This is a genomic window from Paenibacillus sp. FSL P4-0127, from assembly GCF_038007325.1.
Lineage (GTDB): Bacteria > Bacillota > Bacilli > Paenibacillales > Paenibacillaceae > Fontibacillus > Fontibacillus macerans.
The window spans coordinates 5,378,914-5,401,975 of sequence record NZ_JBBOWY010000001.1 but is presented as its reverse complement, the minus strand read 5'-3'; the positions used below and the strand labels follow the sequence as shown (position 1 = coordinate 5,401,975).

Here is a 23,062-nt window from a genome sequence, read left to right as displayed (position 1 = left end):
TTCGCCATGTGAGCGGCATTATCCGCATCCGATTTTACGGCTTTCCCTGTCCATTCAGGGTTCTCGGACTACTATGGAAGCTCCGTTGCCTTGCCAGATATTCAGCGTCATCTTTCTTGGGGGTCAGCCCTTGAAATTTATCCCCTCGCGGCATTACGCATAGCCGATTTTCCGGCGTTCCGGTTTAGGCAATCTCCGTTTAGACGATGAGAAACAGGCATGTCAAAGTGTCGGATCGGACGTTCGTCCTTTACTGGTTACTCCAGTTGGTCGGTACACATATCCCGGACGGCTGCACCCGCAGTCTATGCAGCTCCTGCACCGCTTAACGCTGCAACGATCCTGCGTTAAGGTCTCGACTATGACCCCTCGGACTATCCTTCAAGCAATTCAGCCTTGATCCTCGTCTTTGACGTTTCATCTCACCCTTGCAGTCGCAGCCTTGATCGTTAGGCTGACTTAGGGATTTTCCCATATGCTACACTCCCCGCCAGGTTTCCCTTTTGGATAAATGGGATGATGACAATGATTTGGATATGTTTCATTGCTGCTTGCCAAAGCAGATTTTCTCATCGTCCGCGAACACAGTGACTTTGTGCAGTCACTATGCTCTTACGGACGCACCCGCCGTATCAACAAACCCTTCACCGCGCCGATTACCTAGCGCTTGCTTGGTCCGAGTAACCGAGTGGGCGATTTTCTTTTTCGCAGCTTTCAGCCATTGTTTCATATTGGGTAACCTCCTAAATGGTATGAAAATTGAAAAAGCCTGCTGTAATTAAGCAGGCTTGCCTTACTTATAATAGCCAACGATGATGTTCAATGTAGCCGAGCCGAGTACCGCGCCAATGCAGGAGACGACAGCGGCAATGATTCGATTATTCCATTTTTTCTGATCCATTTCGTCTGCTGCGGACCGACGAATAAAAAAGTAAATGATGAGTACGCCGGACACGACAGGAGACAAAATCATCAGCCATGTGGTCACATCGTTAATCAATTTTTCCGTGCCGGTAGCCAGCTTGCTATCTTTGATGTCGGAGGCAAAGGCGGAGGAATCGGACATAAAGAAAAGGAATCCTGTCAAAGCTGCAGATACCGTGTACCGAATTACCGCTTGCCCTCCTTTCTTCAATCGTCGAACGAAAAGGGGGAAAAAGCGTTTTGCGCTGCCGCCGCACGCTGCTGTTCCGCTAGTTGCCGGGTGATGTCCTTGTGGTAGTACACCCATATGTTCCATAGTTTCACCTCCTCTCGCGTGTTGGTCCGAATCGGCCGCCGTGCTTCCCGTTCCTCCCGAACTCTGCGGTTATGCTCCTTGTCCCCGAGCCCCATCATGCGGTTGAATGCCCATTTACCGAGATCGGGAGCATACATCATGGCCGGATGACTGCGGGATAGGACGATTTGATAGGGACGCGAGATGCGGCGCACTTCGTCCACGGTGAGCAGCTTGCGTTCCAATAAATTGAGCGAATGCGAAGTGCTCGGTGTCGAGTATTTGCCGTGCGACGAAGAGAGCGAATAGCTGGAAGTGGTGTATGTTCCTAACTTTTCGCTAATTTCTCGCAAGGTTTCGAGGTCGTCAGCCTGCATATATATCCACGTCTGGCAGTTAGACTTGATTGTGCTGGCGGCATGGGCATCATACTTTTCTTTGAGTTGCTCGAAGCTTTGCAGAAACAGGTTGAAACGCATCCCGCGTCCGCCGCCGACCGTCAGCTTGTTCGTGAAGTCGGCGATCGGCGTAAAGTTGCCAAACTCGTCCAGCAGGAAGTTAACGCGCCGTTTCAGTCGTCCGCCGCGCTTGTCAGCCTCGGCTGTTAGCAGTTCATAAAGCTGCGAGACCATCAGGGATGCAACAGGGTAGAACGTGGTCTTTTCATCCGGTAAAACAATAAAAAGCGCTTGTTTCTTTTCGCCGAGCTGGGCTAAAGAAAAGTCGCTTTTATGGGTAATCGCGTATATGGATTTGGAGGTGAACAGCCGCAGCGTCGTTAATGCCGACGTATAGAAGCTGCCTTTGGTACGGGAAGGTGCGATATCGGAGATACTAAGCAGCGCTCGGGCCGGATGATGCTGCGGCAATCGTTTGACGTACTCTTGCATCGGCGTTTTGTTACCGATTTGCTTGTTCATCTCGGCCAGAAACCAATACGAATTGGTCAAGTTCTGGTATTCGGGCCATTTGATATTATCCCATACGACACTGAGAATGGAAGCAGCTATAACCGACATTTCGCCGTTGGTCCAGATCTTCTCTCCTTGGGCTTTGCCGACCAAGACATTTGTCATATCCCAAGCGAGCATTTCGGCCTGTTCCTGATCGCCAGCAAGAGCGGCATCGATAATCGGCTGAAGCAAATTGTAGTGGTGACTTTTTTCAGGGTGGCGAAAGTCGAGTTCCAGCACTTCGTAGCCCAGTTTCTCCAGCATGGGGCCACTATAGTGAAGCAATTCCGCTTTCGGATCAGAAATCACCATCGATTCGCCTGCGAGGGCCAGCAAACCGATGGATTGCAGAACAACCGAACGGGATTTCCCGCTGCGGGTTGCTCCAATGCACAGCGTGTGCACATCATCGCCGACAAAGTAAAGCTTCTCACGTCCGCGTTCCTGACTCATTCCCAGCACGATACCACTGGAATTGAGGTTGAGCGGATATTCCTTGGCGGGTGAATCAGGTTTGGGGATCGTTTGCGGATGAAACAGCTTCATCATGCCATTCCTCCTGTTTCGGCGGTTTTAGAAAGTTTAAGTCGTCATAACCGGTATCGATCAAATGACGGATCAGCGGATGGCTAAGATCAAGCGAATAATGGTCAAAAGCTCGAGACCATTCCTCTTCCTTTAACCAGCGAGCCGATCCGTGTTGATGCTGACCGGTTGGAATCGGGGTTTCAATTCCAGGGGCCACCCGTTGCAGCTTGCTTTGATAGGGACGGCTGTTTGCTGTGAAAAACAGAATGGCAAGCAGCAAAAGGAAGCCTTGCAAACAGACGAACAGCAGAACATGCTGTCGATTTGATATCAGACTAGACAAGCACGATTCGATAGGGGGCCACGCAAGTCGGGACGTATAGCCGGACAACAGACGATGAAGGGCGGTGCTGATAAAGAGATTTAGAATACCTCCAATCCCGAACAGAAGCAAAGAAATAGCCCATCTTTGTTTCGTTTTCACAGTTCCAGTTCCTCGGTCGGTTCAAAAAAGTCGTCGGGCTCCAGTTCATTGGTACATAACGTTATGAGGGTGGGATTGTTTGCAGCATGGGGTGTACGGTATTCCTGTTTATGAGCTTGCTCCGCAACCTGATCCAATTGAAGTTGCAAAAACATAGTTTTGGGTGCAGGGCGGTCGTGGATATGCCCCCATTCTTCGGTGTGTTGGTTATGCATTGCTACATACAGCGGCTCATCCACGCAGAGCGTATGCAGCAAACTGTCTTCATCGACCACCTGGGCCATGACGGCGGGATGAGAGGCAGATAACTCATAAACAGGAACCGCACAACGGTCCAGTGGATAATGCAAATATTCACCGTGATTTGCAGCGTGCTCTTGTGCAAAGTCCGATAAGCAATGGTTAGCGACGGTCTGGTGCACGGCAAGCTGCCATTTTCCGTCGCTCTCCAAAAAATACAGTCCATTATGGAGAGGTTGGCTATTTGTCACCGTTCCCCAAGGTGTATTTTCCGGAGCCTGTAGTGAGCCGAAATATTCTGGAGCGAAAAACTTGCCTTCCTTGGCAAGCTGCTCCGGACTGCCGCAGCGCTCTTTGAACTCAGGATCCGTAATCGCATTATTTTGGAGTAATTCGTAGGCAGGAACTACACTTTTGGCATCGTCAAAGTATACATGGTCACCGTGTTGTTCACCGATGTTGAGCGCTTCTTCGCCTAACAGTTCTTTGGCGTGGTCGGCGTCGATGACGATTCCGCTGCCCCGTTCGGCTATTATTTCATACACATGCAGGGCAATCTCCGCGCAGGTCAAAATGTTGCCCCAGATGGAGCTTTCCGGTCTGGGCATGGGAGTCCTCCTTTCAGCGGTCTTCGGCAAATTCCAGTGCTTCAGGGTTGCCGTCATAATCGTGGGCAAATTGCTGATCGTAATTTAGTTGAATGTCCCGATCTTTTAGCTCGGGCAGCACATCTTCCAGTTTCTCTATCAGGATTTGTGCCTGTTCGAATTGGTCGATCGTTTTGTCGTTTGGGCTGATGAGGAATTTAACCATTTCGTCGTGAATGAGGATAAGTTCGTTCTCGAAGAACAGCTTCTTTTCATTCACTAATCCGCTGCGGCACGCGAAGTTTTCCAGCGCTTCTTCCTTGTTGTAGAAGTATTGCCGCTGTACCGGCGCGCCGTTGTCCGGAGACAAGCGGTACGTGGAAAAGACGTATTCAAACAACGGATGGTGCTTGCACGCCAGGACGACATTGTCGTATTCGCAGAGTTTGTAGACAGCATTTGCAATTTTGGGCGTATTCTCGGAATATGGTTTTTCGGTGCATATCCCAAGCTGCAGCGCCGTCTTCCGGGCGAAGTCCTGTATTTGTGACATCAGCCGATCCGGGACGGTCACAAACGGATTGCGCTCGATCGAATCCGTACGGGTATAGAAGGCGACGAGTTGGTCCTTCAAATAAAGGTCTGCCAAATAATCCGCCGAAGTTGAGCGTTTGACTTCGATGCCCAGTTCCGTCAGGGCTGTGAAGAACGCCTTGTAAAATTCACTTTTGCTTTTCATTGAACGCTTCGTTCCTTTCGGATATGACGGCTTGTTTTTAGATGAAAGAGGATATAGCGTGGGGATTCAATCGATCATTTGGTTTCACGGTCGTTCTTTTGCTCAGGCCGAGAAGCGGAAGGCGCAGCGGCCATATTCGTTTGCTTGGACTTGTCCGATTGGACGGATTTTCGGCGCGGAGGCTGTTTCATTAACTGTTCCAGGGATTGCAGATGTCCATCTGTAAAAAGCATGTCGTTTCATCCTTTCGGTTTTTTATAGGTTTACCTATGATTACCATTCCATACCGCGATCCTTGTGCCGGAGCAGCCATTCCTTTTTGGCGAGCTTGGAGAAGTCTCCGCCCATGACTTTGGCTTTGTCGTCATAGTCTAGTTCTGCCCGCATCATCCAACCTTCCGCCGCAGTAAGCAGTTCCAGTAGCATCTGCTCGGCCAGCGCATATTGCCGATCGGCTTCTCGAATGCTCGACTTGGCTTCCTTCTCCAACTGAATCATCGTCCGGACGGTTAGAAGAATACGGTTCGCAATACGTTTTTCCGCTTCGTTTCGATAACCCGTACGGAGTTTTTCCAGCCGGTCCGGATGGCTGTCGTAGAGCATAGCCAACTTCAGTTTGGCTTGCACATAGTTCTCTACCATTTGTGCCAAATACCGATTGTCATTCAGCATGTCATGAACCATTGCATCCACTCGTAGCTTGGTTTCCGGGGGCAATAGCTTGTAGACAAGTCTGCCGCTTTTCGGCATGTTCCTGCGCAGCTCGAATAATTTTTTGGCCCATTGCTTGACCGAATCGGGTTCGATCAGGTGATGCTTGGGGTAGCGGAGCAGGGAATCCTCATCATCTTGTTCAAATCGATGTTGTAACGCTCGAAAAGCTCTTGGATTTAGTCGCTTCATATAGGCTTCAAATTCTTCAATGATGCTGTCCGTCACTTCGGTGATACCAGTTTTGAATTGGTCTCGTTGCACGCAAAATTCCCTGATTTTGTACGCGAAGGTGTCTTTGATGAGCTGTTTGCGAATACGGTTCGGAATTTCGGGATGAGTGAAGTTCTTTATGATAGTTTGCGACTTGTCCCAAAACACAATATGGAGATGAGGGTGATTGCGTTCATTATGGAAGGCAGCGGCCCAGCACAAGTTTTCAATCTTGATCCGATTATGAGCGGCAAGGGTGGAGATATGCTGTTCGATATACTGTTGCCAATCGGTGAAATCCGTTAAACCGAGTTCAAGCGCGGTCTCGGTTCGAAATGAAATGACACTGCGGTACATATTTTTGCCTTCCCGCGAAATTTGCCGGGCAATTCGTGCGACTTCCTGCCAGGAATCAAATGTTTGCAGACTGCCGGGCTTAAGTTTGCCAAACAATCCGTGGCTCATGTTTTCATGCCGAACCGCACCGGGGCGGGTGGCAATATAACCGATATGCACATAGTTGCTGACTGCGGTTTTCGGGTGATTGGGATGAAAAAAACGTTGTTTATAGATCAGCGATATCGCCATCACCTCCGCGTAACCGTTCCAAATTACGCTCGAATGAGTCGCCAGAGAGGAACAGCTTTTCCGCATCGGTCAGCTTCATCTTGGTATATTCGACCGCAAGCTGCCGTGCTTTCCGCTCGATTTCCCGAAAGGTGGTATAGCGGTTCGTATCAATGAGATCGGCAATGATCGCTATGGTGGAATAGTACGCCGCGGCGGACATAATGAGGTCTTTGCTGGCAAGTCCGGCCAGACGGTTGCTAAGGCCGTTAATGGCAATCGAGATCTCTTGCCGAATGATGCCGGTGATGAAGTCGATCTCCTGGGTGTAGGCTTCGATGGACATTCCCTTTTGTACGAAAGCCCGTACAATATCTGCCATGCTAAGATGTTTGGAGGCTGCGTATTTCTTCAGCGCTTCATATTGCTTTTTGGGAAGCTTGACGGTGATCTGGACTGTTTTCTCGGTATTGGCCAATGGCACCACCTTCCTTTTGTGAATTCCGTGTGACATTCGATCATCGGGGCAAAACCGGTAAAAATGTCGGTGGAAGCTCTGCTTCCACGCGGTGTTTCACGCAAAATGACATTTTGCTATTCCTGCCTTTAACCTCCACCCCAAGAGGCGGGCCTCTCGGGGCGGAGGACGGCAGTTCTTTGATCCGATGAGAAAAAAGGGAGGGGGACATGATTTCATCGCTCCTTATTAAGGATAGAACAGCAAAAAGCCACATCCCTCATTTGGAATGTGGCAGATCGCAGTATGCTCAAATTCTTATTCGTCTACCAGTGATAAAATATCCGTTTCCTGCGCGTGTTGAAGCAGGATCTCTTCGATGTGCTTAGTTCTTATCGTTCAAGCATGTCTTCTTGAACACTCCGTTTTCGTTCTTCCTCTATTATATACCGTCGGGTACACAAATCTTCATTCACATCTTTGCTTACAGGTGTTTCGACGGAGGTTGCATATCCTAGGCAGGCGTACTTAGCGGCAAATTTAAAGGCAGCCTCTTGTCCCCAATTGGGAGCCGGGCTGCTGTCCTGAAAGGTGGCGTTAACATCGTTGTCCAAGCAAAAAATGATCTTCTTGATGTCGTGATGCCGCAAGAAGCGTTCCAGCGCCTGATCTGACAAACAACCCAGCGAAATTCGATGGTCGACTTTCCAGTCCTGACCGTCCAATTTCGACAAGGTGGCATGGCTCATCGCGTCGATCGGGCTTTCGCAAACATAGACCTTCCGACTGGTTCCGGCAATATGGAAAGGATAACTTTTATCCGAAAACGGTCGATCCTGTTTGAAAGGTCGATTCGCCCATGTCCCGCGAAGGGAACAGTATTTGGCCGAACCGTCCTGATCGTACCCGACAAAGACACAATTTCCGGTCATATCCTGCTGGTATAGCTTCTTTTCACGCATCAAACGGAAGACGATTTCTGGTTCAATGCCCCGAACATGGATAAGATACCAGGAAATACGCCTATAATTGGGCGCTTTGTCCGGGAGCTGCAGCTTGCCGGAAGGTTTGGGAAGGATAGGTGCGGATTGATGCTGCGGTAAGTCAGTTCCAAGCAAATACGCAACGGCCTCTTTAAAATCCATCCGCATAAATTGCATTACAAAGTCGATGGGTCCGCCACGAGAATCGGTTGAGAAATGGTAGTATTTGTTGCTATCCCGGAAAAAGTAAAGACCGCCACTTTGCTTCGCATGAAGCGCGCGGCGGCCGCCATTTTCGAGGATGTAACCATGTAATTTGGCGAATTGGATTAGGTTGATGTTATTCGCTTGGGTGATTTGGGATTTTGTAAAGGGAGGCTTATTCATGACTTTTCCTCCAAAATTAGATGATTGAGAAAAATTTTCAAAATGATGATTGTAAATCATCAAAGAAAAAAGGAATTCATAGGAAAATGTCGAAAATAATACTTACATTTATGAAAAAAGATTCTTTAGCCTCTTTTTAAATTAGTACAGGTTCTAACGATGAGGTTCTTATAGGTCTATTGGGGACGGTATTTTGAACTATCAAATTTTAGGGGTAAAGTGTATAAAAATATTTTTAAGTAAGAGAAGGTGAATCTTAATGGTTGAATTTGATGAATTGGATATAGAGCAATTAGTCGTACATAAAATTGGGAACAAGATGCGAGATGAAGGAATCGAGATATCTCAGAGGCTGCATGACTTAAATGACTCAAGTATGAAGGAAATACTCTTGAAATTTTTCCTGAGACCATTTAAAGCGGAGAAATTTTTCAATTTTACACATGAAGGTCAGCTTGATTTAAACGAAGTCTACTTCTACGTGAAGAATATCTTTACTGGAAAAGGAAGCTTTTATGATGAATCGGTTAGGATTTTAAAACACTTATATGAAAAATCAAACCATCCGAATATTAAGTCAGGCGAGTTTTATGTGGCGTATTTTAAAAATCATTCTTTAACCAATAAAAGAATTGATGTAATAGGACTTTTTAAGACCGAGAACAGAGATACATATTTGAAGGTAAATCAAGCCAATGACAACTTCAACATCAATTATGATAGAGGAATTAATATTGATAAGCTAGACAAAGGTTGTTTAGTAATTAATGATGAAATGCAGAATGGATTTAAAGTATTGATTATTGATGCTTCTGCTAAGTCACAAAATAATGAAGCACAATATTGGAAAAATAGCTTCTTAAATTTAAAAGAGGTTATGGATGATAATTACACCACAGATGCATTCCTTAAAATCTGCAATTCCTTTTCGTCGAATATTAATGTTGATCAACTGAATAATACGACCATCAATGATACATTCAAGTTTAAAAATTCTACATATAACTACTTTGAACAAAACAGCACATGTTCTTTGAACGATTTTCTAGAAGATGTTTTTGATAACGAAGAGTTAAAAGATGAGTTCCTTGAATATAAAGCAAGGTATGAGGAAAAAAATCACATAATTCCTATTGAAACATTTAATATATCACCTACAACTGTTATGAAATTGAAAGAACGATTTAAAAGCAAAATCAAGTTAGACACTGGGTTTGAAATAAAAGTAGTAAATGATAAATATCTAGAGAAGGGCTTTGACGAAGAAAAAAACATGTCTTTCTATAAGGTTTATTTTCGTAGCGAAAAGTAAAGTAAGGAGCGATATTTATGTCAGGAGAGAATTCAAAAAGTTCTGGTGAGTTTGGAGAGAAGATTGTCCTAAATTTACTGAAACTAATCGGTTGGGGAAGTGCTGATTACAATCCAACAATAGAATGTTTCAATGAAGAACACGATAGAAAAAATAAGGAGCATGGTCTCGATTATATTTTTTCATTTGAAAGTCCTTTAATTAATCACTTGCAAGATGACGTATTGATTTCTTGTAAACATAATAAAGAAAAGTACCCGGATTATCCAACATCAGTATTTAAAAAATATCTCTATGAGTTAGCAGAAGCGATGGATTGCTTTCCTTATGACCAAAAATATAGTGAAACTCGAGTCGGCAGAAGAATTCAAGAACGGAAAACCAGTGGAATAATTTTTTGGTTATCAAGTAAAGAAGACATAGAAAGAGATATTATTAAGGAAATAAAGGCATTTAGAAATACAGACAAAAAAGCCGAATATGGTCCCATTTACTTGGTAGATAACAATAAAGCAAATTTTCTTTACAGATCGATTAATTATGCCATAAGTAAATATGGTGACTATAACTTTTTTTATCATCCAACAGGATACAATGATGTTGATCCATTTGTGTCGACTAATTATGGTAAGAAACTTCCTGTACAACTAATTAATTCGAATGTCTTGCCTTTGCGTGTTGATCCAAGTGAATCAGGACCAACACTATTGATGTTTGTCAATGAAAACTTTAATGAAAATTCTTTAAAAAGAATTATGGGATTTACGCAAAGATTAACGAATAGCTGGGCAAAACAAACTGTTATTCTATATTACGATTATTTAGAAATTGAGCATAGAAATATCGTGCAAACAACTAAGCGTTTATTTGAAGGTAATTTTATTGAAACAGTTGAAGTTCGATCGTTTAAGGATACTATTTCAATATTGGGAGAGGAATAAAATGCTGGACAATAATTCGCCAAAGCTGAATGTAGAAACTATTCTTCCCTTTGGAGACAATTTAAGACCTTTAGTTTCTTCATCTAGAGTATTATCGGATAATGATTTAAAAAGTTTTCTTTCTTCAAAAGGAATTTTTACTAGTTCCAATGATCGGAATGAGACAGTTCCTTTGATTACAATGTCATTACTAAGCCCACTAGAGTTCGAAGTGCTTCTCGAGAAACAAAAAGATAAAGAATCACAAATAAAGAGAAGAAATAGAGATTTAGAGTGGCTTTCTGACAAACCCTTATTTGAAGCATTAAAAGGTATAAATATTCCTTTAAAAGACTTAATACCTCAACACTCAAGTAGTTATGAAATAATAAGTCAGAGTCCATTGAGACCTGTAAATGGAGATCCGAATCATCTTTCTTGCGATTTTGAAATTGAGAGAACGGACCGTTCAAAGGACATGTACACACAACATAGTCTGCATAAAGGATATATCGAACTAAAATTATCCGATGATAAGAAATTATTAAATATCGCTATGGAACATACAGCAGAAGAAACACATGAAGTAAATGAAAAATGTACTAGATATTTAAGGGATATTCTTTTAAGAAAAAATTGTATTTCTAACAAAGAAACACAAAAAGTTACCTTTAATGATTTTGATAATGCTGCTCGTGTTAGATTTTTCTTAAATTTACTAAACACATCGCTTGATAAATCAGATACATTTGAATTTCTTCAGATAACTAATGTTGAGATTTCTGTTGATGCAGAAAAGCCGCTTCCAGAAGGTATTAAATGGATGGAACGAAAAATCGATAATATGAAATTTAAGGGAAGGGCTATTCATGAAACAGAGTTGTTAAGAGATCCTAAGTACCATAATTCTTTAATCTTATCTTCCGTTAGAGCAAACTATGATTTTAAAAGTCTTTACTCAACAGGAAGTTGTACTTTTGAGTTTGGCTTTCCAGCTAGAGGAAATATACCACAACCTAATACTGAGTTTATATATAAGTTACTGAACTTTAATTTTGAATCAAAAACCAAGGCCAAAAACAAAGTACAAGGTTTTCTTTACGCCAAATTTGACGAATTTAAAACTATTGCCTATAAAGTAACTAAGGGTGAGAAGGTAACTCAATAAGCAATTTGTTTTATTCAAGCCGCTATCTGCGGCTTTTTGTTTTTATTTAAGTCAATTATTTTCTGCTGACTGTGTTCATCATAGCTTCGACTTCATTAAATCATAAAAGGTTCTTTATCAAGTTGTTCTGCTCTTAGTTTCGTAAGGGGTGTTGTTCTCCAGCAGATAAATTGCCGCTAGGAAAGGGAGACAACATCTGCATCCCATCTGATCTTCTTTAAGCAAGTAGCCTTTCTTCAGGTATGGATTGAGATCATTCGACTGCTACCATTGATTCAGCAATTTTTATTAACGAGGCTTTAGGCAATTTAGAAGTATCTAATTCCATATAAGTATTTCCCTCAATCCATTTCAGGACTCCACCAGTAGGTTGTTTTCCTACATAGGGTATATACCACCCTTTCTGCCCATTAAGGAATACTTGCTCACCTTGGGGCTTTAATTCAATCTTCTGAGTAATTTTCTTTGAGTGTTGGGTTCCTTTGTTTATATCCAAATTAACTATTTCTTTTTCGACAATAGAATTATTTTTTAATTGTCTCACTCCAAATAAATATGCATCATTGTCGTCAAAATAATTAATCAGAATATAATTTGCTTTGGCAGCGATACTATCAGGTACTTTTATTTCGTAATTTGTAGCCGATTCAAATACTGTTGGTACATATATTTTAAAGTCCGTCCTTTGTTCAAGCTTTTTAATTGCTGTGCTATCCTGTACCGAAGTTCCAATTATGTTTGAAAGCAGCAACGTTATTGTCAAAAAAAACGACTGCAACATATCCCTCGCTCCTTTAAACTGTTTTTTTTTGATAAAAATATTATATCCACTAACAAAAATCTTATTCAAAAACGATGAAAAACCTTTCGACCTCTTTTAGAGAAGGGAAAGGTTTTTCATGATTGTTTATATTTTTACTGATGGTGATTTAAAAATTCAATCGTATGCATATCCGTCAACAAGCACATAAGTTCCGCCAACAACATCAGTGTTATCCATGTTTTGCCAACTTACATTAATAGTCGCGCCGCTAGGTAATCCCGAAACTAAAAAGTCCGTCGGAGTTGTTGTATCACCAATGCTCTTATTGAGCAGAACTTTACCAGTATTGAAATCAGTGAAAGTCCACATGATATGAGCTTTTTCACCAGCGTGTACTCCATAAACTTTATAGTCAGAAAGGTAGAATGAGGTTACACCGCTGTTCAACACCACAGTAAAGCCTCCATATTCCCCCACATTCTCGGAGCGAACGTAGAAAGGACCATACTCACTATAAGCCTGGACTGAAACTCCTTCTTGCGATGGTGTTACTGGGATGATTGAAGTAGTTTCATTGGCTGTCGAATCGGCGTAAATAGAACCTCCTAAACTTAAAATGAGTACAAGGGAAAATAAAGAGGACAGAACGATTTTTTTGGAAAATTTCATTTTTCTTCAACTCCTTATTCTAAAGTTTAGAAAATTGAAATATATATGAAGCAGACAATAAAAACAATTGCCAATTTCTTGATCAGAGAAATTGGTTTTTTTGTGATGCATCACCTGATAGAATTATATCAATATATTTCCATTTTTACTAGAGAATAAAAAATCGCTTTGTGTCGAATGCCAAATAATTTATCAATTTTCGTTCTTCGATAAAAATTTGTCTTTTTTCCCTTTAGTAGATAGCTCTATAATAACGTTTGTCTTAAAGATACAACTCGATTCGCTGTTTTAACTTATCCCCTGATTTGACTCGTAGGTGGCAGAGTACTTGTTTGGTCTTCTTGGCAAAGGAACTTTTGATCACATTCAGCCAGGAACCCTGCTTGGAGGTGAAGTTAAACTCAAATACGTTTCGTTTCTTTGAATATATGGACAGAAATGGTTGTCTAAAATGGTTTAAACGTGCAGTTCGGGTTGTAGTGAGCGTTACAACTATTTTAGAAAATCAACAAGTTCTCGGATCCGTGGGCTATCTTTCACTGAACCGATGACTTCGTCCTTCACTAAATACGCTCGGCTGCAAACTTAGCGTTCCATAACTTTTATATTTGAATCACGGCCTAGAGTGAATGCTCACCAGGAACGGTAGGCAGGTTTTCGGCTACATTGCGAAATTTTGTGCCACGGATATTCAATTAAAAATAAAAAGTGGAGGGGGTTGAAGTTGAAAGTCAAAAACCAAGAAATAAAAAATGCGATGTAGAGTTGCCGACTATAATTGCTATAACTTTAAAATTCTTATTCTAGCTCAGAGGAAAATCCTTTATTTCTTTGTCCAGATTGCCCGTCCTCAATTTGCTCATCCATCATGATTTCTTGTCCTTGCAGCTCCTGAAACTCCAGTGCCGAGTTGATTTCAGATTGCCGTGCCACCAATTCCTGCAATTTCTGTTCAAATTCGAACGGCTTTGCTTTCTCAAGCTGTGCAGCCTTGTATTGATCATCCAATTCCTTCTTCTTTTGTTCCGCAGCCTGAAGCAAGGTAGGGATTTTCTCAATGGCATTTTCGATTCGAGAAATATTGCCCAGTTCAGAGTCGCCTAAATCGATAGCATAGCTTTTCGCTCCTCTAATCTCCACATGCATGTTGTACATAGACTGCCGTGCGAGGTGAATTTCAAATCCCCGATAAGCCCCAATCCGAAGTGACTCATCAGGTTGTAAGACCGTCATATTATACAGGAGCAGAAGCATTTCGCCTGCTTTTGGACGTTCCGTAAAGGTTTTTCCGTCCAAGTCCATGAAAAACGGTTTGTTCCGGGTCTGCTCAAGCAAACGAAAGTCTTTTTGGAGTTGCGAGATTTCTTGTTCTGTTCTTTGAAGCGATTGCGGATACTGTTTGATTTTGGATTCGAGCATCATTTGCTCATTATGCCAGTTGGACTTTAGCAATTTCAGGCGAGTCACTTCATTATCGACTTGCATCTTTTCGGCCAACAAAGGATTGTCCGTCGCGATCGCTTTCACTTCCGCCGCGGATAACACGGTTTCGTCCGCGTCATCACAGGAGCGGGAAATGCTTTTGCCGGTCATCACTTGCGAGATGTATCGGAGCTTTTGCTCCTGGATTTGCCAAAGATAAGCATCAAATGTCCCTTTTGTGACATAGCGGAAGATCTGGACAACGTCGTTCTGGTTACCTTGCCTCAAGATGCGGCCGTCCCGTTGTGTGATGTCTGCTGGACGCCATGGACAATCCAGGTGATGGGCGGCAATGAGCCGGTCCTGAACGTTTGTGCCGGTCCCCATTTTTTGCGTGGAACCCAGCAGTATCCGAACTTCGCCGCGGCGTACCTGTTCAAATAAGGCTTCCCGCTGGACATCCGTATGTGCGTCATGAATAAAGGCAATTTCATGCTCTGGGACGCCTCGCAGAATAAGCTGCGTTTTGATTTCATCATACACATTAAATTGCCCTGGTTTCGGAGTGCCGCTATCGCAAAAAATCACTTGAGTCAATCGATCCGTTTCTGTCCGTTTCCAAATGTCGAATGTGTTGGAGATACAACGGTTCAACTTTGATGTTGGATCGGAAGGAGCGGTTTCATCCACCAGACGGGGATCGATGGACATCAACTTTGCTTCATTCGTGAGCTTGAGCATATTGTCCTCGGTGGCGTCCACTTCATTGTTTCGGATCTTCTCGGCGCGTACGACAAAGTCGTCCATCATTTGCTTTTGAAAGAAAGAACATTCGCTGACGATAACGGTCGGTTTTCCGCCTTCCAGTTGTGGGGTGGGCAAATTAAGCATGTCCGCCGTTTGGATGTCTGCTACTAAGCGAAACAAACTCATTAGCTCCGGCAAATTATGAAACTTGGCGAAGCGGGATTTCATCCGGTACCCACTACCCTCTGGAGTGATCTCCAGCGACGTGACTACTTCCCCGAACGTCGCCGCCCAGTTATCGAAAAAGTTCAAGCCAAGTTTTTGCAGCAAATGTGGTTGAAGGTAGCGCTGCATGACATATAACTCCGACATGCTGTTGCTGATCGGCGTACCGGTGGCAAAGATGACACCGCGGCCATTGTTCATTTCCTGCAGGTACTGACATTTGAGCAGCATATCCGTTGCCCGCTGGCTGCTGGATTTGCCGATGCCGGCAACGTTACGCATTTTGGTGAACGTGAAGCAATTTTTATACGCATGCGCTTCATCCACGAACAACATGTCTACGCCCAACTGCTCGAAGGTGAGCAGGTCATCCTTCTTTTGTTCGTTGACTAGACGCTCCAAACGGGATTTCAAATTGTTCTCGAAAACGACCATCTGCTTGATGCTCCAGTTGTCTCCCTTTTCTTTTTTCATTTGTTCGATCATGCGGGAGACGTTGCGGATTTCATCTCGCAGCAGTTGTTCCTGACGTTCCTTGGAAATCGGGATTTTTTCAAATTGGCTATGGCCGATAATGATTGCATCGTAATCACCCATAGCTATCCGTGAAACGAAACGTTGGCGATTGGCGAGGGCAAAGTCTTTCTTCGTCGTCACTAAAATGTTGGCTGCGGGGAAGAAGCGCAGAAATTCGTTGGCCCACTGTTCGGTCAAATGGTTGGGGACGCAGTACATCGGTTTCTGAACGGCTCCAATTTGTTTCAAATACATGCCAGCGGCAATCATGGCTGCGGTTTTGCCCGCCCCCACTTCATGGGCCATCAGAGCCGTACCCGAGTAGATGATTCTTGCAACGACATCTTTCTGATGCTTGCGCAGCTCCATTTCTTCGTTCATGCCTTGAAAAACGAGATGATCGCCATCATAGTTTCGGGGCCGGATCGTATTGAATTTGTTGTTGTAAATGGCAAGCAGGTCTTGGGCACGGTCTTTATCTCGAAATAACCAGGACGAGAAGGCTTCTTTCATCTGCTGCTGTTTGGCGCGGGCGATCATCGTTTCTTTGGCATTGACGACATACTTGGTTTGCTCGTTACCGTTACTGTCCAGGTAGGTGACAGGATCGCGAACGGTGATGCTCTGCAGATTCAGACTGCTTTCAAAAATCTCGTAAGCGTTGACGCGAGAGGTTCCGAAGGTTTGATTGACTTTAATCGAATTCCGTTCCAGCGATTTTCCGGATACGCGCCAAGTATTGGTATATTCCAGATAATCCACATCGATAGTTTGATTAGCCTGGAACACCTTGGCCGATCCAAACGTTTCGTACATAAAGTCACGATAATAACGAACGGGAATCCACGGACTGCCGATGCGAAAATCTATATCTCCCGGCATAAGTGGAGGAGGTTGCACACGGGTTAGTGCTTCGACGTTGCGGGTAAACAGCTCGGGATGTTCCTGAGCTTTCAGCGTGGCATAGGCCAGCTTATCTTTGACATTGCCGGATAAATACTCTTCATCCAGTTCCCAGCCTTCTTCCTCGTCGCCGGTATATTTTTGAGGATTGAGAAAAATGCGATCGTCCAGTTCCTCACGGACTTCGGAGGTGGTTTTCCTGCACAAATGAGCGATGTAGGGCAGGTCGATTTTCATTCTCTGGTTCAGGCAAATTTGTAGGGCTTCTAGTGCAGTCTCCGCACGGTCTGGCAAACGGTGTTGCCTGATGGTTGGTCGGAAAAAGATGGCGGCTTTCGTCCACGTTTTGTCTGCTGTTAGATCCTCGATAGAACGAAGCAGCGGTAATTGATCGTCATCGGCAAAGGCTGTGGTGTTGGCCCGTTCGTTTATTGCACCGTGTTCCCGAACAAAACGGTCGTACACCTGATTCAGCATTCGCTGCGCTTGCTCCAGCTCGGTCAACGGATAGCCGTCGCGGGTTTGAATCTGAATGACATCAAGCAATGCCGCTTTGATTTCGCATAGCCCTTTGATCCTTTCGGCTTTTTTGCCCTTGATGTCCTGGGGCAACAAGTAGCCATCTTCACAATAGTAAATCCGATCATTTCTAACGACATAGGTAAAGTTCTTGGTCCCGGAAGGAGCTTTGATTCGATCTGGCTCTACGTCAAGAATATCCAATTCTTCTTCCGGCACATCCGGCAGCGCGGCGAAATTGGCTTGTAACGCAGCAAGCGCCTGCTCCAGTGCTACCGACAACTCTTGGCCCTCATGCGGCATGCAAGCTGTACTTCTTTCTCCCCCATACATGCCGCGATCCCAAACCATGTTTCCAAGTACCATATGGGGATGGGAGAGATAGTAACGGTTCAAAGGAATCCCGTCCATTGTTGTGCCAACATACACCCACTCGGGCATTTCTGCTTTTTGAAGTTGGATGGGATGTTCCCGTTTTTGCAAAAAAACAATGTCGGTGGTTACTTCGGTACCTGCCAATGATTGAAAAGCGGTATTGGGCAAACGGACGGCGCCGATCAAGTCAGCCTTTTGTGCCATGAGCTCCCGCACTCTGGAATCCTGCTTATCCATCGTTCCTTTGCTAACAATGAAAGCCAGAATGCCGCCGGGTTTAAGTAAATCCAATGCTCGAATGAAGAAATAATCGTGAATCAGATAGCTATTTGTATATCGTGGATCAAAGACGCGAACGTTGTGGAACGGGATATTGCTAAAAATGGCGTCAAAACGTGTATCTCCGAAGTCCTGCGTTTCAAAGCCTTGCAGATGGATATTTGCTTTAGGGTACAGTTGGCGCGCAATACGGCCCGTTATACTGTCCAGCTCCACACCGTGCAGTTCGGCATTCTCCCATGCTGTCGGCAAAACAGAAAAGAAATTACCGGTTCCCATGGAAGGCTCCAGCAGTTTGCGGTTCGTTCCGTCGGTCAAGCCAAAGCGAAGTAAGGCATTATGGATAACCTGAATAACAATCTGTTCCGTATAAAAGGCGGTAATGGTCGAGTTTCGTGCCGCGGCGTATTCCGTTTCATCCATCAATTGTTTTAACTCGTGGTACTCGGATTCCCAACCGGTAGCCGAAGGGTTAAAGGCATTGGCCAGTCCGCCCCAACCTACATAACCTGCTAAGACCTGTTGCTCATCTGGAGTCGCCAGCCGATTCTCCGTCTCCAATTGTTTCAGCAGTTGAATAGCTTCGACATTGCGTTTATATTTGCTTTTTGGACCGTTAGGATAGGGGGAGGCTTCTGGGTTAAAGCGATAATTGCCGGTTACCGTTTGAATTGGTAAAGCAGGCGTGGCTTCAGGGATGCTGTCGGTGGATTCTTGGCGGTTTGAAACAGCGTCGGAGCCGGAATCCAAAATTGTAGACTCAGACGCCTCATGTTCGATTTGGGCAACGTAATCGAACAGCGTCCATTCCGGTTCAATCGGTGGGTAGGGGGCAAAACGTTCATCATAACGCCCCTCTTGAATCAATCGCAGGGTCGTCGCGGCGACTTTATTCCATGTAAATGCCGCTTCATGAGAGCCGTCAGCATCTATCCATTCCAGTCGCATTCCTTTACTGTCGTGGTCGTAACCACGCAATCCATTCCCGAATTCGCCTCTAGCGCCGCCAATACCATATAGAGATTTGAGTACAGTGCTAAGATTGGCGGCTTTGACGGGGTGGTGCTCCATTACGAACGTATAGACACGTTCTTTGGTTGTTGATCCGCTTCTGCTGCTTTGCAGTAGGAGTTCCAACATGTGATCTGCGGATATCTTTTCTTGCTGGCCGTGTTCCTTTCTGGGCAGAAAAAAAGAACCGCTGGTGGGCGGCTCTGGATCGGATGAGAATGTTGTTATCGCGGTTTCAGTATGATGTCGTTCAGGACCAGTTCCTCGGCGGTCGCTTTGATCTGATTGAGGTGGCGTGTCCGCTCCAAGATGTCTTCCGTCTGCGGCATGGGGTGGTGCCTCATAAGCTGCTTGGTCAATGTGTCCATCTTCGCGTGGGCTTCCTGCTCTACTTGGTGCATTTTTTTCATCAGATTGCCTTGCATCTTGAGAATCAGGAAGCGCTGCGGGTGATGATTGCGGAGGAAATTCAGCGCCATCCGGCCGTACTTGCCCAGCGGCTGCTGGTCGGCTTCCGCCTGGTTCGAGATTTGCAGGTCGGGATACTGAAGGCCGTCGATCTCGTGATAATTCAAGTTGGACTTGCTGTTGCTCATGATAAATTCTCCTTTCATTAGTAAGGATTTTTACATGGCGGGCGATGTCTTGCAGGATGTCGCGGGATACCGTCGTTACTTGATGCCCCAATCGGGCGGCAAGCGGCAGCGAATCGAAATGGACAATGGTGGAGAAATCCATTCGCTCCGGTTCCGGCAATTTGCATCGCCGATGAACCAAAAACACGACGCTATCCTGAATGATGTCCTGCATGTGTTGTTCAAAGCCCGTTGCAGGAAGCATATCGAAAAAATGATCTTGCATATCTAAGGTCCAGTCTTGCAATACCTCATCCATGGAAGAGATGACGGCATCCTTTGCCATGTTGGATATACAAACGCTAATATTATGTGTTTCGTAAGAAGACAACCGTCCGGCCAATTCCGTAAGATCGATTTGTTCCAGATTCCAAAGGACAGGCGGCGCTTTGCCCGTTGTTTGCGTTATGTCAAACAAGTGGTTTAGAACAAGGTTGTCTTGCCCGAAATCGCAGACGGCAATACTTTTTTCTCCTTTCTTTACATAACGACCAATCTTGTTCCAAACGGGCAGGGGGGCCAGCATGGTGGCCTCCGGGTTTTGACTGTAAATGAGCAACATATTGTCGAAAGAATACTTGTAGATGGAGGCGGCAAAGGATAGAAAATCGGTCCAAGCATTTCCGCTTCGGGTCAAGTCTGCTATAGCTGACTCATATAGGCTCTGCAACCGTTCGACTCGTCGCATGTTGGCCCTCCTTTCTTTGGCGACTTTCCCTTCTCGAAACTGCAATCAATGTTCTAGATCGCATTCCTCATATCTTTCCGCCGCGCTATATGGAAATTGCACAAAATCGCGAGAATGAATCTTCGCATATTCGGGATAACGCAGTTTAACGGCTTCAAAGAAGTAAGGCAACAGACCGGTATCAAACATAAAGTACGGGCTGTAGTTGCGAGATGCATCCCGGTCTTCGTCCCCGGAATATCCATTGTACAAGTTGAACGCAAGACGAGTTAATTTGAGGGTGGAACTGGTTTGCCAGCCTTTATTCAAGCCTTCCAGGCAAATGCTGTTTCCATCGAAATCGTACAGGTCGCGAACGTGGGAACGGGTTTGTTCTGTCAAGCCGAACAAAAAAAATAAGGCTTGGCGATACGGGTCCGTCTGGCTGTATGTCATGCGAATCATGCCTTCATAAAATTGGTGATGGTCAATGTCTTTAAACTTCGTTAGCATGGTCATCCTCCTCAATTTCTTTAGATTGATGTTGCTGACGTTGATGGGCAAAATACATGCCCAGTGCTTTGTCGATAATCTCTTCTACTTCCGAAGCTTTGCTTTGCGGTGAGAAATATTTTGCGTACACCTTATGCTTAAGCTTGAAAGGAGCCGGTGTTTTACTTCTCGGCTTGCGAGTGGCCTCCCCAGATAAAATCCGTACGACCTGTTCATCAGTGAGTTTGCCGGAGTATTCTCGCAGCAGCGAGGATTTCTTCATATCCACCTTGTAGCCTTGTCCCGAAAGGAGGCCGTCGACCAGACGTTGCTCGGCCTCGGAAAGGTAGGAGAGATCGACTGCAGGGTAAATGCCGATTTCGGCATCGTCCACGCGTCGTTTTAACTCAATAGTTAAATGGTTGATCCGCAACAAACGGGCAACCGTATTTTTTGACAAACCATATTCAATCCCCAATTTTTCATCCGTTCGCAACTTCGCCCCTACTAGGGGCGAAGTTGGATTTTCTTTGATGTACTGCGGATTTTCGAGCTTTTGAAGCTCCTCAATGATGTCATTTCGCTTCCCTTGAGAGAACATATCCGAATATCGCAGCGACAACACTTTGGCTTTTTCGGAAGGGAGCATCTCTGAAAAGGAGCGTTGCAACACATTGGTTTCAACCACGTACATGAGCGCTTCTTCATCCGATAGATTTTCCTTGACGATGCAGGGAAGGTGATCGAGTCCTACCATCCCGGCGGCGTTCATCCGGTTGTGGCCGGCCAGCATTTCATACTCGCAGCCATTTTCGTCCGGTTCAATCTTGCGGATAATAACCGGAACCAGAACGCCGTTGACCTGGATGCTGTCTGCCATGTCCGTCAGTCTTTCGTCTTCGTAGAGACGGAATGGATGATCTTTATACATTCTGATTTTACTTATAGGAATAGTTTGGATTCCTCCGGACTGCACAGAGGGAGCGGAGGGCTCCGAAGGTTGTTCCGAAAGCAACAGCAATTCGTCGATGCTGGCAAGTTTGGGGACAGGGCGCTTACCCGCCATGATTCATCAGCTCCTTTGCCAAACCTTGATAGGCGCCAGCCACTTTGGATTTCGGATGAAACTCTATGATGCTTTGGCTGTAAAAGTTCGCTTCACCAACTTTGACGGACAAGGGAATTTGCGTTTCAAAAATACGAATGCGATCACCGTAATAATCCTCAATCAGACGGAAAGCCTCTTTGTACAAGTTGGTTCGAACATCGCACATCGTCATCAGGATGCCTTCAATAGAAATGCGGGGGTTGATCCGCTTTTTTACCTTGACGATAATGTTTAATAGTTGCGTAAGTCCTGTTGCCGACCAGAGCTGCGGATTGACGGGAATCAAAACGCTATCGCTGGCTGCGAGCGCGTTGATCGTCAGCAAGCCGAGTGACGGGTTTGTGTCGATGATGATGAAATCGTACTGCATTTTCATCGGCTCCAGCAGCGCGGCCAACGTCTTTTCGCCGCCCATCTCATCCCGGAGGTTCATTTCAGCAACCGACAATTCAATGTTGCTCGGGATGAGGTCAATGTTCCCTTGGGAATGAAGATATTGGTTAGGGGAGGGCAGAGGCTCATCTCCCATGACTGCGTTCATGATGTTGAACATGCTGACGTCCAACTTGTCGGGCTGCTCGATGCCGAAACATAAGGTTAGATTACCTTGCGGGTCGAAATCTACCAGAAGAACCTTTTTTTCTTCATTGGATAAGGCGTAAGCCAAATTGTAGGCGGTGGTCGTCTTGCCGGTGCCGCCTTTTTGATTAGCGACGGTAATCGTCGTTGCGTGTCTCATATTAACCCTCCCCGAAGCGGTCGCTTCGTTAATTTGTCAATGGCAGGGAGTGGGCTGGTTTGGTCGTTGTTCTCTCCGAGTTCTCTCAAACGTCCAAAATTGGCCGCATTTTAGGGCATTACTGGGAGTCCTTGCGGGGCTTGGATTTGAACGAAAAAACCGCCAAAAACCCCGATTTCACAAGGCTTTTGACGGTTTTTTAATTCCGTTCCATTGACTTATATTCCGCTTAGTTCCGAATCGCATACAAGATTCAGGTCCGTGTGGGCTAACCCCCCGTGGAGGTTCGAGTCCTCTCGACCGCATCAGCTTAAACAAACGAGCTCTTGGGTTTCCCGTCGTGGAGATTCAGGAGCTTTTTGCATATTCGGAATTGGTAAGGTGCTGCTCCTCCACTTGTACTGAACTGATCCAACAATATCGTACGTTAATGGGATGCGGGAGCGCCATAAATTTGTGCTTGTAATAATGCGCTCTATTTTTGTACGGAATACTGCGTCTAATTTGCAATTATGATAGATTAT

Annotated in this window: 19 protein-coding genes; 4 read left to right on the top strand and 15 right to left on the bottom strand. The window is 45.0% G+C overall.

All coding sequences use genetic code 11. The features are described from left to right. The first annotated feature begins 206 nt into the window (after positions 1–206). Positions 207–329 carry a 2Fe-2S iron-sulfur cluster-binding protein gene (locus NYE74_RS33395; RefSeq protein WP_373871801.1) on the top strand — a complete coding sequence of 41 codons (123 nt, stop codon included), beginning with the start codon at positions 207–209 and terminating at the stop codon, positions 327–329. 275 nt (positions 330–604) lie between these two features. Here the strand turns inward: NYE74_RS33395 and NYE74_RS24100 are convergent, their stop codons facing one another. From NYE74_RS24100 to NYE74_RS24060, 9 genes are all read right to left on the bottom strand, one after another. Next, on the bottom strand, positions 605–730 hold the full coding sequence (locus tag NYE74_RS24100; RefSeq protein ID WP_316560474.1) for a hypothetical protein: 126 nt from the start codon (positions 728–730) through the stop codon (positions 605–607). Between the two features lie 63 nt (positions 731–793). Beyond that, positions 794–1,066: an Mbov_0395 family pilin-like conjugal transfer protein gene (locus tag NYE74_RS24095; RefSeq protein WP_316560475.1), complete on the bottom strand. Its 273-nt coding sequence runs from the start codon at positions 1,064–1,066 to the stop codon at positions 794–796. Positions 1,067–1,131: 65 nt separating this feature from the next. After that, entirely contained in the window at positions 1,132–2,721 is a 1,590-nt protein-coding gene (locus NYE74_RS24090; protein WP_316560476.1) for a VirD4-like conjugal transfer protein, CD1115 family, read from the bottom strand. Further along, positions 2,681–3,184, bottom strand: a complete 504-nt coding sequence (locus tag NYE74_RS24085) for a hypothetical protein (RefSeq protein WP_063836316.1) — start codon at positions 3,182–3,184, stop codon at positions 2,681–2,683. The genes NYE74_RS24090 and NYE74_RS24085 overlap by 41 nt, the downstream gene beginning before the upstream one ends. Continuing rightward, positions 3,181–4,032 (bottom strand): hypothetical protein, encoded by an 852-nt coding sequence (locus NYE74_RS24080; protein WP_036624166.1) that lies wholly within the window; start codon positions 4,030–4,032, stop codon positions 3,181–3,183. The genes NYE74_RS24085 and NYE74_RS24080 overlap by 4 nt, the downstream gene beginning before the upstream one ends. Positions 4,033–4,045: 13 nt before the next feature. Then, the gene (locus NYE74_RS24075) at positions 4,046–4,750 is read right to left on the bottom strand and encodes a hypothetical protein (RefSeq protein WP_036624165.1); all 705 of its coding nucleotides are present in this window, start codon (positions 4,748–4,750) and stop codon (positions 4,046–4,048) included. A gap of 273 nt (positions 4,751–5,023) precedes the next feature. Further along, the gene (gene mobP3, locus NYE74_RS24070; RefSeq protein ID WP_036624164.1) at positions 5,024–6,262 is read right to left on the bottom strand and encodes a MobP3 family relaxase; all 1,239 of its coding nucleotides are present in this window, start codon (positions 6,260–6,262) and stop codon (positions 5,024–5,026) included. Beyond that, positions 6,240–6,719 (bottom strand): hypothetical protein, encoded by a 480-nt coding sequence (locus NYE74_RS24065; protein WP_051985565.1) that lies wholly within the window; start codon positions 6,717–6,719, stop codon positions 6,240–6,242. Before NYE74_RS24065 ends, mobP3 begins: the two co-directional genes overlap by 23 nt. Before the next feature lie 371 nt (positions 6,720–7,090). Then, positions 7,091–8,068 (bottom strand): DUF3991 and TOPRIM domain-containing protein, encoded by a 978-nt coding sequence (locus NYE74_RS24060; protein ID WP_316560478.1) that lies wholly within the window; start codon positions 8,066–8,068, stop codon positions 7,091–7,093. 259 nt (positions 8,069–8,327) lie between these two features. Between NYE74_RS24060 and NYE74_RS24055 the strand changes: the two genes are divergently transcribed. The 3 genes from NYE74_RS24055 to gapS4b are packed head-to-tail and all read left to right on the top strand — an operon-like array spanning position 8,328 to position 11,468. Further along, positions 8,328–9,380, top strand: coding sequence for a nucleoid-associated protein (locus tag NYE74_RS24055; protein ID WP_036624161.1), 1,053 nt, complete (start codon positions 8,328–8,330; stop codon positions 9,378–9,380). A 17-nt stretch (positions 9,381–9,397) separates the two neighbouring features. Continuing rightward, the gene (gene gapS4a, locus NYE74_RS24050) at positions 9,398–10,321 is read left to right on the top strand and encodes a GapS4a family protein (protein WP_036624160.1); all 924 of its coding nucleotides are present in this window, start codon (positions 9,398–9,400) and stop codon (positions 10,319–10,321) included. A gap of 1 nt (position 10,322) precedes the next feature. Beyond that, positions 10,323–11,468, top strand: a complete 1,146-nt coding sequence (gene gapS4b, locus NYE74_RS24045) for a GapS4b family protein (protein ID WP_316560479.1) — start codon at positions 10,323–10,325, stop codon at positions 11,466–11,468. A gap of 253 nt (positions 11,469–11,721) precedes the next feature. Here gapS4b and NYE74_RS24040 read toward each other — a convergent pair whose 3' ends face one another. The 6 genes from NYE74_RS24040 to NYE74_RS24005 form a co-directional block, all read right to left on the bottom strand. After that, entirely contained in the window at positions 11,722–12,249 is a 528-nt protein-coding gene (locus NYE74_RS24040; RefSeq protein ID WP_036624158.1) for a DUF4367 domain-containing protein, read from the bottom strand. 156 nt (positions 12,250–12,405) lie between these two features. Next, positions 12,406–12,900 carry a hypothetical protein gene (locus NYE74_RS24035; protein WP_036624157.1) on the bottom strand — a complete coding sequence of 165 codons (495 nt, stop codon included), beginning with the start codon at positions 12,898–12,900 and terminating at the stop codon, positions 12,406–12,408. Between the two features lie 798 nt (positions 12,901–13,698). Continuing rightward, complete coding sequence (locus NYE74_RS33390; protein ID WP_036624156.1) at positions 13,699–20,220, bottom strand: SNF2-related protein; 6,522 nt, start codon at positions 20,218–20,220, stop codon at positions 13,699–13,701. A 45-nt stretch (positions 20,221–20,265) separates the two neighbouring features. Continuing rightward, entirely contained in the window at positions 20,266–20,712 is a 447-nt protein-coding gene (locus tag NYE74_RS24015) for a DUF6075 family protein (RefSeq protein ID WP_316560481.1), read from the bottom strand. Continuing rightward, a complete protein-coding gene (locus NYE74_RS24010) occupies positions 20,696–21,757 on the bottom strand; it encodes a ParB N-terminal domain-containing protein (RefSeq protein WP_036624155.1) in 1,062 nt (353 codons plus the stop codon). Before NYE74_RS24010 ends, NYE74_RS24015 begins: the two co-directional genes overlap by 17 nt. Continuing rightward, the gene (locus NYE74_RS24005; RefSeq protein WP_036624154.1) at positions 21,747–22,538 is read right to left on the bottom strand and encodes a ParA family protein; all 792 of its coding nucleotides are present in this window, start codon (positions 22,536–22,538) and stop codon (positions 21,747–21,749) included. The genes NYE74_RS24010 and NYE74_RS24005 overlap by 11 nt, the downstream gene beginning before the upstream one ends. Positions 22,539–23,062 lie beyond the last annotated feature (524 nt).